The organism is Oribacterium sinus, from assembly GCF_963537195.1.
GTDB classification, from domain to species: domain Bacteria; phylum Bacillota; class Clostridia; order Lachnospirales; family Lachnospiraceae; genus Oribacterium; species Oribacterium sinus_A.
Genome location: NZ_CAUTEG010000068.1, coordinates 1 through 12955, shown reverse-complemented (window position 1 = coordinate 12955; position 12955 = coordinate 1). Strand labels below are relative to the sequence as shown.

Sequence of the window (12955 nt, the reverse complement as noted above, 5' to 3'; positions counted from 1 at the left end):
CAATTTTAGAGCATCGGACAATACACAATGCTCATACATTACTCTAAGGAACTAACCAAATTCTAATGAGCTAACATCGATACTTTTCTTCGAATTTCTATAACTCACATGTCCATATGAAAATCCTTTTTCTTCAAATATTCCTTCAATTTAAAGGCACAAAAATAGGGGAAGGTATAAATCTGATTGGCATATCCCACATTTACATCTCCAAGTTTAATACCAAAAGAAATATCCTGATATCGCTTATTGCTAATTAAGGTGGAAAGAGCTTTCGACTGATTGCTATTAGCCTTCACCTCTACCGGAACCAAAGCATTTTGGGTACGCACAAAAAAATCTTCCTCCAGGCTGGCATTTTCCTTCTTATAGTAATAGAGTCCTAAGCCTTGCTTCACAAAAGCCTCTGCAACAAAGTTTTCATACAAAGCCCCCTTGTACACCCCCAGGTTCTTATTGACTCTAAGGTCCTCCTGCGCCTCCTCATCCAAAGAAGAAATCAACAGACCGGTATCCATATAATATAGTTTGTATTTGCTTTCTTCGATATTTCCCTTTAAAGGAAGCTCGGGGAATTGGAGGCAGTTACATTCCATGATGATGCCTGCATCCTTCAACCAGTCGATGCAGCCGCTATATTCCCGGGATCTGGCATTCTTCGCCACCTTATTAAACTGAAACTTCTTATTTTCCTTAGCCAGCTGGGCGGGAATGCTTCGATAGACACTGATAATCTTTGTCTGATCCAAGCCCTCTGCATACTTTCTGACATCCTCTTCATAGTCCAATCGAATCTGATTCTGCAAATCCAGAGTACCGGAAAATGTCCCTGTCTCCAAATACTGCTTTACCACATCCGGCATTCCCCCAAGGACTGAGTAGGTGAGAAAGAGCTCTTTAAAAATGGAGAGCTCATTCTCGTTAAATGACTTGTTTTCCAGCATGTGGCTAAGGATACTGCCAATCTGCTCCTCCCTATAGCCCTTTGCCCAAAGAAATTCTTCAAAATCCATAGAAAACATTTCATAGTCCGTTTTAGAGCCAACGCTATTACTGTGAATTCTTTTATAATTTATGCCCAGCATGGAACCGCTACAAATCACATCATAATTTCCATCTCTATGGAAGGATTTCAAGGTAGTCGCCACATCAGGATTTTCCTGTATTTCATCAAAAAGAATAATGCTTTCCTTCGGAATAAACTGAATAGACGGGTCTGCCAAGGTGATATTTCTGGTCACACTTTCCACATCATACCCATCTGCTAAAATCTGCATGAACTTTTTTTCCAGAGCAAAATTGATATAAACGATACTTTTATAGTTCTGTTTTGCAAAATGTAAAATGGATTCCGTCTTTCCTATTTGTCTGGCGCCCTTAATAATCAAAGGCTTATGCTTGGCATCCGCCTTCCATTCCTGCAAAAAATCATCTATCTTTCTTTTAAAATACATTTTTCACCCCTCCATAGAGGGATGGTATCACAAAAAAATAGCCACTTCAACGCCTTTCATCACATTTCATGAGCCACTTTTCGCCTTTTTCTCACATTTTATGAGCCATTTTTTGCCTTTTTCTCACATTTCATGAAAATGGCACAAAATATCCTTACTGTTCCATCATAAAGAGCGAGTAAAAGTATCCCTTCTTTTCCATAAGTTCCGAGAAGATTCCTTCCTCTACGATCTCCCCTTCTTTTAACACACAAATCCGATCTACACGACTTAAAATTCTGGCATCCAAATCATGGAGTACCAAAATCTCCGTGATATTCTCCAAGGATAAAAGGGAATCCAATACCAGATAGCTATTTTCCTTATCCAAAGCTGCAGTAATCTCGTCTGCAAGAAGAATAGGAGTTTTTCGAAGAAGACTTCTGGCAATATTGATTCTTTGCCGTTCTCCACCGGAAAGAGCCGATCCATTTTCCCCGCAAGCATAGTCCAAGCCTTTCTCCGAAATCAGAGTCTTTAAACCGGACTTTTCAATGGCCTGCTTAATCTCCTCTTCACTGTATTTTTGAAAGAGCGTGATGTTCTCATAGATACTGCCGTCAAAAATAAAGACCTCTTGTTGAATATAGGAAATCGAACGAAAGAGGCTTTCCTCGGGAAGGGTGGAAAGAGCTCTATTACCAATGGAAATCTCTCCCCCTTGACTTCCCTCAATTCCCATAAGAAGCTTTAAAATAGAGGACTTTCCTGAACCCGAGGCTCCCAGAAGAATCAGTTTTTCTTCCTCCTTTACCCGCAGCGTAAAGTCCTTCAAAACCTGCTTTTCCGAAGTATAGGAAAAGGAAATATGGGAGAAGCAAATATCTCCCTGTAAAGCCGGGATGGGAAGGGCTTTCTCATGGGAGTCTGTATCGATATGTTTGTGATAATCGTCCTTAACGATTTCACCGCTCTTCTCCTGCTCCTGCCTCTCTTTCTGCTCCTGCTCCCCTTCTCCTATCTTCTCCCAAAATTGTTCGGAAAGGGCGTAGGCGGTTCTTGCCTTGCTAAGCATTCCGGGAAGCTCTGTCACCGGGTCAATGATATAGTTAATCAGTCGTGAAAAAGCCAGCACGGTTCCCACGGAAATGCTTTTGCTTCTATAGGCCACAACAGCGCATAGGAGCAAAATGGCAAACTGGGTGATATAGCCGGAAATGGCGGCAAAGTAATTGATTTTCTCCACGCATTTTTCCCGCTCTTCCATGCGGCGCTCCACCTTTTGGCAGATTCTATCATGAAGGGCAGAAAAGATTTCCTCCACCTTATAGGACTTAATGATGGTAAAGCCAACAGCAAAATCCTTCAAAAAAGCTAGATATTCCGCATTTTCCTGGGATAAGTTCTCCTCAATCTTCTCCATATTTCTTCCGGAGAAAAGAGCGGCAAAAAAGGGAATCAGGGAAATGAGACAGGCCATCATGGCTAAAAAGAAATTGTAGCGAATCATCACCAATACCGCCCCGATTCCGCAAATAACGATTTGAGAAAGTATGGGAATCTGGTCTAAAAAATCCTCTTTGATTTTCTGTAAATCCGTATTCAGGGCGGAAAGATACACCGCCGTATTCTGTCCGTAAAACTCCGTTACCTTCTTTTGGGAAAGATAATGATAAGCCGTTTTTCGGTACTGCAAAACAGCCTTGGCGCTGAACTTCGTTCGAAAATAGTAGGTACAAAGACCGGAAAAGCTCACCATCAGTAAAACCGCTATAGCCATTAGGACGATTTGATGCATATTATAACGGCGATTTCCGGATAGGAAATCAATCAAAATCTGCATCAGTTGGGGTACTGAAAGAATACCCACGGACAAAACCGTGGTGCCCAAAACCGCCATAAATAGATTTTTCCGATTGCCTTGAAAAAAGCTTTGACTTAAGGGATTACGCCGCTTCATAACTTTTCCTTCCTGCTGTCATACTCTATTGTCCTATTTTTATACCCTTACGTACTCTCTTGTCACGCTTCTATACTTTTTCTCTATACTTTATCTCTATACTTTATCTCTATACTTTTCCTTTACACATTTCCCTTGTCCTTTTGGAAAATAAGCTTCCCTCTCTCCCCCTGTCGGTGTCTGGAATACTGAAGCTCTATCCCTTCCCTTTCCAAAGCTTCTATCCCTTGAATTTTTCCCCTTGTAAGCTTCTCTCCGGGGAAAAGTAGGGGGATTCCGGGCGGATAAAGGCTAAGATATTCCAGGCAAATGCGACCTTCTCCGTCACAAAGACTAAGCTCCTCTCCTTCTTTTAGGCCTTCTGAAATTTGCAAACTGTTGTCCGCTACAGAAATTTGATAAAGGGCAGAGGATAGGAGTTTAGAACGGAGTGGCTTTCCCTTCTCCTCCCCAAATCTTCTTTCTATATCCTTTAGGGCCAAAAACAATCTATCCAGTTCCTCTTCCGAAATAAAAGGACCTGTCATCAAAAGCAGATTTTCTCCGCTATGCATTTCCGATTCAATACCGTAATCTTCCCGAAGAAGCTTAGCCAAGTCCTTACCCAGTCTAAGCTTGGGAATTCCTAGGGCTCGCAGGAAAATCTTAGAAAAATCCATAGCAAAGCAAGCTTCTTCCTTCTCCCAAAGAAAGGAAAAATAAGAAAGTGTCCTTGCCTGCTCCCGAAAGCTCTTCATCACTTTCTTCCAATGAGAAAATAGTGCTTCTCCCTCTCTTTCCAAAAATGTCGTAGCCTTTTCCAAAGAAAGCATCAGAGGATAGGAGGGAGAGGTCGTTTGAAATACGGAAAGGTAAAAAGACAGCTTTTCCCTGCTGTATCTTTCTCCGTTTCCCAATATCCAGGCGCTCTGGGTTAAGGAGCAAAGGGTTTTGTGGGGGCTTTGCACCACCAGGTCCGCCCCTAGGGATATGGCGGACACCGGAAAGGAAGCTCCCTTTTTCGGAGAAAAATGGGCTCCGTGGGCTTCATCCACCAGAAGGGCAAGGCCATTTTCATGGCAGAGCCTTGCAATCGCTTCCACATCGGAGACCACCCCCTCATAGCTTGGGCTGGTAAAAATCAAGGCCTTACTCTTTGGAAACTCCCGCAACAGTCTTTCCACTTCCTTCAGAGAAACCGAGCCGAAGCAGGAAAAATCCTCCCAAAACTCCGGCAGAAGAAAATGAATCTTTGCCTTTCGGAGAGATAAGGCATAAAAAACAGAGCGGTGGCAATTTCTTGCCACCACTACCTCATCTCCCTCTTCCAACAGAGTGAAAATGCCTGCCTGTAAACCGGAGGAACTGCCATTTACAAGATAGAAGCAATCCGAACAGCCATAGTAGGCGGCAGTGCGATTCATGGCTTCCTGCAAAACTCCTTCCGGAGCATGGAGATTATCCAAGTCCTCTACCTCTGTATAATCGTAGGCATAGGGAAGGGCTGTGCCCATTTCCGCCTTTCTTTGGTGCCCCGGCATGTGCAGGGGCAGGAGATTTTTTTCATTGTAGCGCTGAAAATATTTTTCTAAAGGAGAGGGGGAAAGGTTCCGCCCCTCTTTCGATTTATCCTTCATTTTCTTTCCTTATCTAATTGCTATTCATCAAATCTCAAGAGAGATATAGCCTGCTTTACGGCATCTTTTGAACAAATCTTTTCTCGCTTAGATTTAAAGATTCTTCTCCAAATCCTCTACAATCTTCTTAATGGTCCCCTCTTTAAAGGGATTCATCAGACCAACCTTTTCCTCCAGTTCTGTAAAGAACAGGGATGCGGAGTACTTGGAGAACTCCATATAGCTCTTCCATGCCCCCTGAAAATCCTTATCCATCCAAGCCTTGTACTGTAAGGCATTGATGCCGGCAATGCAGTAATCAATGTAATAGTAAGGCAGGTCATAGATATGATGCTGCTTCTGCCAGAAGCCCCCCTCTTCCATAAAGGCATTGTCCGCATAATCCAAATGAGGCTTATACTCCTGCTCCAGGGTTCTCCAAAGCAACTTTCTCTCCTTCGGAGTCATTTTCGGATTCTTATAAACAATGTTTTGGAACTCATCCACCATGGTGCCGTAGGGGATAAACATCAGGAACTCTTCAAAATGCATGGAAAGGTAGTCCTTTGCCCGATCCCCGAAGAATAAATCCATCCAAGGCTCGGTAAAGAATTCCATGGACATGGAGTGGGTTTCCGCCGTTTCCATGGTCAACTGATTATGCTCATGAATGGGTAGATCCGCTGTAATATAGCCCTGGAAGGCGTGCCCGCATTCGTGGGTAATCACGTCACAGTCTCCGGCTGTACCGTTGAAGTTGGCAAAGATAAAGGGCATGTGGTAGTTGGGAAGCATTTCCATATACCCGCCGGTTCTCTTGTTCTTTCTGCCCAGCACATCGAAAAGCTCCATTTTCATCATATCCTGCATAAACTTGGAGGTTTCCGGAGAAAGAGCATCGTACATCTTCTGCCCTGCTGCCAGGATTTCCTCCGGTGTTCCGATGGGAGCCGGATTTCCCTCCTTGAAAAATACCCCTTCATCATAGTAATAAAGCTTGTCCAGCCCAAGGCGCTCCCTTCTTCTCTCATGAAGCTTCTGAACAAAGGGCACCAAATCCCGTTTTACCTGCTGACGGAAGGAGGCAATCTCCCTCTCCCCATAGCAGTTTCGATTCATTCTGGCATAGCCGATTTCCGTGAAATCCGGATAACCCATCATTTGCCCCTGCTCGGTACGATTCTTGACCAATGCATCATAGATAGAGTCCAGCTTCTCCGCATTGTCCTCAAAGAACTTGGTATACGCCTTCCATGCCTTCTTACGCACCTCTTGATCCTCTGCGGTAAGGTAGGGTGTCATGAGGGAAAGATTCAGGTTCTCCCCTTCCCAGGGAATCTTTGCAGAAGCCAGAAGCTTACCGTATTCGGTGGTTAGTTCATTTTCTTTTTGCATCAGGGGAATCAGGGAAATGTCTACCGCCTTCTGTGCCAGCTCCATGTTTTTAAAGGCCACATGTCCCAGCTTTTCTTCCATATAGGCTCTGTGGGGAGAATGGTAAACCCGCATTTGATAGTCCACTAAGAGATTTCGGAAAATGGGCATATGGACATCATAAAAGGCTCTCTCCTTCTCGTAGAAGGGATCCGTCATGTCAATGTCGTTTCGAATGCTGGCAATCACACTTTCCGTCATCACATCATCCACCAGCTTATAGTATTTTTGATGCAGGGCAAAAAGCTCCTCTCCTGACTCCGCCTTATCTACCCCCTCGCACAGTTCCAAAAAATCAGCCTTCAGTTTATCAAAATCAATTCTCTCATAGGGAAATTCGGTAAATTTCATATTTTCCTCCAATTCATATATTACACTCTACTACAATCGGTATAAGCATAACATTTCTATGGGAATATTCCATAAGTTTTGTGCTTTTCCTTTATCCTTTTGCATAGAAAAAATAGGGGATGTAAAAATCAAAATGATTTTTACAGTCCCCATCTATTAAAGTCGTGGCGCTATAAGACCAAAGAAAAAACTCATACTTATGTTTGCTTGTGTTATTTTCACACTATCCAAAATCCGAGAGATCTATAGGTTCTGATACGTATCCTTGTTTATAATTGCTGATAGCCTTATCCATATCTTTCAAAGTACGTGCAGAAATAGTATCCGGAACCGTCAATTCACGAGGCTCTAGCATAATACAACCATTTTCATATTCCTTAACGTTATAATACTGATATAAAGCACCGCGCAAAGTAACTCTCTTTTTATTATCAAGGTGAACATTATACTCCTTTGCAGCTTTCATCATTTTCCTCCTATTTGACATTTTTCCAAGGTATTTTTAAGCCAATTTTGACACTTTTCCAAGGTATTTTTGCCCTGATTCTGACACTTTTCCAAGATTTCATAGCGATTTAACGTCCATACACCGAAAAAAGGCCGGCGAAAAATAGTTATACTATTTCTACCGACCTTTTCTGAAAATACAATCCTAAAATCCTAACTCTAAAAGTATAACACTGGCCTTAAAGGACATCCAGAGCAATATCTCATAGCTATGTGCCAAAAATATAAAGAAAAATAAGGCCAAAAGGGGCTTAGTCATAGAGCTTCGCTCTAAAAAGCGTTGAGAACAGCGATAGAGACTGATACCGCCCCCTATAAAGCTCAGTACTTTCACTAAAATCAATCCCAAAAACGCAAAATCCATATTCATTAAGCTTAGAAACACGATCAGCATAGAGAAGGAAACTAATCCAATAAATACAATCCCCTCTTTTCCCTGCTTACGAATATTTCTTCCTCCGGCTTCTTCCTGTTCTTCCGGCGGATAGAAAGCCCCCTGTACCCTACGAAGGTAGAAAAGATAAGGAATAAACAAGGCCAGAAGAAAAAGAGGAAGAAGATTTTTCCCTGTAAGCGTAGCAATAGTCCAAGAAAATGCCACCGGAACCGCCAGAACATAGCAAAAAATCAAAGTCAAATTTTTGTGTAACATTCTATTTTCGTACATACTTCCTCCTCACTTTCTACAGGAATAAATCTATTGATTCCAGTTCTAATATCTTAGACAGATGCAATAAGAAAGACAAACTAGGACATCCACGCCCGCACTCCCAACTAGAAACCGTTTTATGACTTATGCATAACAGCCGTGCTAATTGTTCTTGACTATACCCAAGTTCCTTTCTCCTTTGAGCTATTCTTTTACCTAGTGGTATATCCTCCATCTAGTCACCTTTCCTTTCTATGCAGTATTACTACTGTTTAAGAACTAAAATAATAACCTTAATCCTAGATTCCTCCTTTAAAAATCATGACACTTCTTTAAAAAATCCTGATTATGAATGAATACAAATTTGTTCTCCGTTCCTGTTTCCAGCACATTTACTCTATTCGTGAAAACTGTCTTTAGTAGTTATAGTAACATAGTACGGAGTTAAAATGTCTCGTTCTTGCATATAATAACCCACGTTATTTATATAAGTAGAATAGGAAGATGAAGATGATCTTTTCCAAGCCCAATACTCAAAATTATATTTGTCTTTAATGGTTATTTCTACATCCCAATACTTACTATTTCTCCGTTTATTACACTTTACTGAGTAGTCTACACGATTAAGGGCAAGATGTAAATCTGTTGTACTATTTAATGTGATGCTATCAGAAAAGTTATAAGTAGATATTCTTTTGTTTTTTACATTGTTCCTTGCCCTATCAATTATAGTCTTATACTCTCTAGAATTCATAATTTGCTTTGCTTCATAAGAAGTACTGCTAAAAGACAAATTACTAGGATTTTTTGTAGCAGAATGAGACAATAACTTTCCAGCCAATTTATACTGAACACTTGCTACATTCCCTAGATAAAAAAACATACTCCTTACAAGACTATTTCGTAAATCTCTTTTTGCCTTTTCTGTATTTGGAATACGTCCTTTTCTGATTTGTTCATAAATATATGTATTAAGGTAATCTGGAGCTACTGGAGCCATTCTTAGCTGTGAGGAATTTGCAGTTTTACTTTTTTCATCCTCTATAAACTCTAAATAATCTTTGGCTAGTTCTTCAAGAGTTAATTGCTCTCCTCCTATAGATACCAGTTCTTTTTTTATTTTTAGCTCATTATTTCCATAGATATACTCAGCTCTACGCATAGCACTAGCTTTTGAACCATCTGGCATACTTATATTCTTACTTGCAAAAGCAGAAATACCATAAGTCATAATAAAGAAAAGCGTGGCAAGAAAGCACATTGTTTTTTTCATACTTGTCTCCTTTTTTCAAATTAGCCTTTGTTCTTTGAATGCATTCAATTTTCTCTATAGTAATAATATTTTTTAATTTTTGCACTATTTTATTCTCTATAAAATATAGGCTCATTTTACTTGACTAAATATTTATATTAGCCTAGAATAATTAAATGTTTTTAGAAAAAACTATTATTTTCATTTTGGATAATAGTATTTAGTACATTAATTGCGCTTTACTTGATATATACACTTCATCAATTGCCAGTTTACTTATGTTTTTTTGAAAAATAGATAAGTACAGGTTCAATCCTGTTATCTAGATTACAGAATTGTACAACTATTTTCATATTCCTCTATCTCTTTTATAAATCAAATTAGAATCCCATTTCCAAAAGCAAAACACTGGCCTTAAAGGACATCCAAAGCAATATTTCATAGCTATGAGCCAAAAACACAAAGAAGAATAAGGCCAAAAGGGGCTTAGTCATAGAGCTTCGCTCTAAATAGCGTTGAGAGCAGCGATAAAGACTGATACCGCCCCCTATAAAGCTCAGTACTTTCACTAAAATCAATCCAAAAAACGCAAAATCCATATTGATTAAGCTTAGAAACACAATCAGCATTGAAAGGGAAATCAAGCCAATAAATACAAGCCCCTCTTTTCCCTGCTTACGAATATTTCTTCCTCCGGCTTCTTCCTGTTCTTCCGGCGGATAGAAAGCCCCCTGTACCCTACGAAGGTAGAAAAGATAAGGAATAAACAAGGCCAGAAGAAAAAGAGGAAGAAGATTTTTCCCTGTAAGCGTGGCAAGTGTCCAAGAAAATGCCACCGGAACTGCCAGAACATAACAAAAAATCAAAGTCAAATTTTTGTGTAAAATCCTGTCTTCGTCCATAAATACCGTCCTTTCTCAAAAAAGATTGAAGATCATTCGTTACTTGTTTTTTTGTGCAGCTAGAGTATATTTATTTCTCTCATTATATCTAAGAAAAAATAAAAGTCATTCCCAATTTCTTGAGAATGACTTAAAAAATTATTAGAAAGGATGGACAATTTTCTTTGTAAGAGAAAACAAGCTTTTCATCTATGGTTTATCTTACTTCTTCCAATGCTGCTGCAAGCCATTCTTTTTTTGCATCCATCGCATTCGCTACTGCACTTTCTACTGTCTCGCCACAGCTAATACAACCGGGTAAATCCGGAAAGGAAACTACGAATCCGCCTTCATCCTTATCTTCTACAATTTCCATACGATAAGATATTGCCAAATAATCATTCAGCGTCTTCATCATTTTTCGCCTCACTTTCTACAATCTGCCGCACCATTTCTACATATACCTTCTTAATCGGTTCGTGCTTTAGATTGCAAGAAATGCCGGTATACAGATGCTTCAGGCATCGTAACCTCATTTATACAATATCCTTCAGTATCTCCAAAGGAAATGGCTCTCCCACCTTCTCTACGGAAAGGTCTCTTAGCGTAAAGTTTGACTTCCTTAGAGTAAGTGCCGGGTTATAGTAGGGATCTCCCTGTCTCAAAATCTTCGGCCAATGCTTTGCCAGGCAGACAATCTCTCCGTTGAAACGCTTTACCTTCTCCGGATTGTCCTCTAGGCCTCTGGACTTGGACTCATAGTGGGTAAAAAGAGCATAAGGGGTATACACCACCCGCTTTCCAAGGGCGCGAATCTTTAAACAAAAATCCACATCATTAAAGGCTACCGCAAGCTCTTCTCGGAAACCTCCCACCTTATCAAAGAGGGATTTCTTGGTCATTAAAACGGCGGCAGTTACAGCTGAATAGTTTTGAATGCAGGCTGCCCTATGCATGTAGCTGTTTTCCGTTTCGTGGGTACCGATAAAGGTGGCTCCGGCAATCCCGCCAAAGCCCATGACTACGCCGGCATGCTGAATCATCTTATCCGGGTAAAGAAGCCTTGCACCGCAGATGCCAACTTCCTCCTGCTGCACAAACTGGAGCATTTCCTCCACAGAATCTTTCTTCAGGCACTCAATATCATTGTTCATAAAGAGGAGATATTCTCCGTGGGCAAAGCTCACCCCGAAGTTATTGATGGCGGAGTAGTTAAACTCTCTTTCCCAGCGCACCACCCGTACCGCCTTCTTTTGGAAATCTCCGTATCGTGCCGGGAATTCCTCCTGAATCTTTTCATAGTAGGCAAATGTCTTTTCCTCTACGGAATTGTTCTCCACCACAATCACTTCCAGATAAGGATAGCTTCCGGCGAAGAGAGAACGAATGGCCAGATCCAAATCCTCACTATGGTCTTTGCTGGGGATAATCACGGAAATAAGAGGAAGCTCCCCTTCCTTTTTCTCCAAGGCATAGTGGCAGTGATAGTAGCCATAGGTGATCCCCCGCTCCACCTTTTCAATGGGAAGCCCCAGGCGCTTTGCATGGTCGAAAACCGCCCGCTCTCCGGCAGTAAAGGCATAGAGCTTTGCCTCCGGATTTTGTGCCGTGGAAAGCTGGTGAGAGCGCCAATGGTAGAGGACCTTCCTGATATGGATAATGGTGGAAGAAGTGAAGACTGCCTCTTCCTGCGCCTTCTTCTCCTCTTCGCTAAGGCCTGCCGCCTTTTCTCTTCTTTCCGCCTCTTCGCATAAACGTAAAATCAGGTCATAATCCTGGGCACCGTCATATTCCTTTTGCTCGTAAATCTTCTCTCCCTCTTCTCCCTCCTTTGCTACCGCCTCCAGCAAAGAACGTTTGGCAATCAATAAATGGCAGAAATAATTTACACTTCGGAGAAGCTCCGGACTGTAGTCCGGCTTAAAGTGGGGCTCAAAGTAGTAAGCGGAAGCAAAGTCAATCTTGTCCTCATCACTATAGAGAAGCTCCGCCTTGGGATGCTCCTTGATGGTTTTCGCAATGGTATATAAGGCATCTTCCGTCAGCTCATCATCATGGTCGGAGAAAATGATGAAATCTCCCTTGGCCATGGCAATGGCAGCATTGGTATTTCCGGAAATGCCCAGATTCTTGGGAAGGGCAGTAAAACGCACTCTGCTGTCCTTCTCCTGATACTCCTTTAAAACCGCAATGGGGGACTTTTCTCCATTTTCCAAGGAATCCTCGGAAAGCTCGGAAGCATCCGCAAGGCAAATTTCAAAATGGGGGTAGGTCTGGGATAAAATGCTGTCTAAGAGTCTTCGTAAAAAAGCCTCCTTGGGACGATACACCGGAATCACAATGGAAAAAAGCAGGGGATTCTCCCAAACTTCCGCTCTTTGTCTCGAAAGCTCTTCCGCTCCGGTCTTTTCTTTTTTGTACCACTCGTTATAGTCGTAATCCTCTTCAATACTCTTTAGCTTTCGCACACTCTTATGCCAAAGAGCGGAGAGACCGCCCTTTTTCAGGGTGTCCTTCACCGCCTCCACCGTTTCCCATTGGAAAAGGGCCAGGAACTTCTCCATCTTCTTGTGGGCATGAGAGTTAAAGGACTCGATTTTTTTATCATCAAAGGCAAAGCGGCGAAGCTGATGATCCACCTCGAGCAAAAGCTCCACCCTTTCGCCCTTCGAGAGCTCATAGGGTGTGTCTATAGAAAAGCCCAGCTTTCTTTTGATTTTCTTCCCGTTTTCCTCCTCGTACTTCGGGAAATAGGCCTCATTTACGGTTTCCCGCTCCACTTCCTCATAGGAAAATTCTCTTTTTTCTCCCTGTCTTCCCTGAATGGACAGTTTCACAGGAGTCTCCGGATTTCTTCCGAAGGCCCAACCCTGAATATGCAGTTTTCCTTCTC

The 12955-nt window shown here is 41.7% G+C and carries 10 protein-coding genes and 2 pseudogenes; all 12 read right to left on the bottom strand.

The genetic code is table 11. The annotated features are described in order from the left end of the window. Positions 1-104: 104 nt before the first annotated feature. The gene (locus RYL27_RS08160; protein ID WP_314966467.1) at positions 105-1454 is read right to left on the bottom strand and encodes an ATP-binding protein; all 1350 of its coding nucleotides are present in this window, start codon (positions 1452-1454) and stop codon (positions 105-107) included. A 154-nt stretch (positions 1455-1608) separates the two neighbouring features. Continuing rightward, positions 1609-3393: an ABC transporter ATP-binding protein gene (locus tag RYL27_RS08155; protein ID WP_314966465.1), complete on the bottom strand. Its 1785-nt coding sequence runs from the start codon at positions 3391-3393 to the stop codon at positions 1609-1611. A 122-nt stretch (positions 3394-3515) separates the two neighbouring features. Then, entirely contained in the window at positions 3516-5009 is a 1494-nt protein-coding gene (locus tag RYL27_RS08150) for an aminotransferase class I/II-fold pyridoxal phosphate-dependent enzyme (protein ID WP_314966463.1), read from the bottom strand. Positions 5010-5102: 93 nt separating this feature from the next. After that, the gene (locus RYL27_RS08145) at positions 5103-6773 is read right to left on the bottom strand and encodes a M3 family oligoendopeptidase (protein ID WP_314966461.1); all 1671 of its coding nucleotides are present in this window, start codon (positions 6771-6773) and stop codon (positions 5103-5105) included. Positions 6774-6996: 223 nt separating this feature from the next. Beyond that, complete coding sequence (locus RYL27_RS08140) at positions 6997-7239, bottom strand: hypothetical protein (protein WP_314966469.1); 243 nt, start codon at positions 7237-7239, stop codon at positions 6997-6999. Positions 7240-7425: 186 nt separating this feature from the next. Then, the gene (locus RYL27_RS08135; protein ID WP_314966458.1) at positions 7426-7947 is read right to left on the bottom strand and encodes a hypothetical protein; all 522 of its coding nucleotides are present in this window, start codon (positions 7945-7947) and stop codon (positions 7426-7428) included. Positions 7948-7963: 16 nt separating this feature from the next. Continuing rightward, on the bottom strand, positions 7964-8164 hold the full coding sequence (locus RYL27_RS11525) for a helix-turn-helix transcriptional regulator (protein WP_442945753.1): 201 nt from the start codon (positions 8162-8164) through the stop codon (positions 7964-7966). Positions 8165-8326: 162 nt separating this feature from the next. Continuing rightward, a complete protein-coding gene (locus RYL27_RS08130; RefSeq protein ID WP_314966457.1) occupies positions 8327-9202 on the bottom strand; it encodes a hypothetical protein in 876 nt (291 codons plus the stop codon). A 359-nt stretch (positions 9203-9561) separates the two neighbouring features. Continuing rightward, positions 9562-10083: a hypothetical protein gene (locus RYL27_RS08125; protein ID WP_314966456.1), complete on the bottom strand. Its 522-nt coding sequence runs from the start codon at positions 10081-10083 to the stop codon at positions 9562-9564. A gap of 205 nt (positions 10084-10288) precedes the next feature. Beyond that, positions 10289-10477: pseudogene (locus RYL27_RS08120) on the bottom strand (type II toxin-antitoxin system HicB family antitoxin); the annotation flags it as partial. Beyond that, positions 10461-10547 (bottom strand): annotated as a pseudogene (locus tag RYL27_RS11470) (toxin HicA); the annotation flags it as partial. The pseudogenes RYL27_RS08120 and RYL27_RS11470, both read right to left, overlap by 17 nt. Before the next feature lie 51 nt (positions 10548-10598). Beyond that, on the bottom strand, positions 10599-12955 hold a 2357-nt coding region (locus tag RYL27_RS08110), incomplete at its 5' end, for a glycosyltransferase family 2 protein (RefSeq protein ID WP_314966454.1).

What these genes read in the sequence shown, in the direction of transcription:
- RYL27_RS08160 (WP_314966467.1), bottom strand. Translation starts at nt 1,454, where the DNA reads ATGTATTTTAAAAGAAAGATAGATGATTTTTTGCAGGAATGGAAGGCG.
- RYL27_RS08150 (WP_314966463.1), bottom strand. Translation starts at nt 5,009, where the DNA reads ATGAAGGATAAATCGAAAGAGGGGCGGAACCTTTCCCCCTCTCCTTTA.
- RYL27_RS08145 (WP_314966461.1), bottom strand. Translation starts at nt 6,773, where the DNA reads ATGAAATTTACCGAATTTCCCTATGAGAGAATTGATTTTGATAAACTG.
- RYL27_RS08130 (WP_314966457.1), bottom strand. Translation starts at nt 9,202, where the DNA reads ATGAAAAAAACAATGTGCTTTCTTGCCACGCTTTTCTTTATTATGACT.
- RYL27_RS11525 (WP_442945753.1), bottom strand. Translation starts at nt 8,164, where the DNA reads ATGGAGGATATACCACTAGGTAAAAGAATAGCTCAAAGGAGAAAGGAA.
- RYL27_RS08140 (WP_314966469.1), bottom strand. Translation starts at nt 7,239, where the DNA reads ATGAAAGCTGCAAAGGAGTATAATGTTCACCTTGATAATAAAAAGAGA.
- RYL27_RS08135 (WP_314966458.1), bottom strand. Translation starts at nt 7,947, where the DNA reads ATGTACGAAAATAGAATGTTACACAAAAATTTGACTTTGATTTTTTGC.
- RYL27_RS08155 (WP_314966465.1), bottom strand. Translation starts at nt 3,393, where the DNA reads ATGAAGCGGCGTAATCCCTTAAGTCAAAGCTTTTTTCAAGGCAATCGG.
- RYL27_RS08125 (WP_314966456.1), bottom strand. Translation starts at nt 10,083, where the DNA reads ATGGACGAAGACAGGATTTTACACAAAAATTTGACTTTGATTTTTTGT.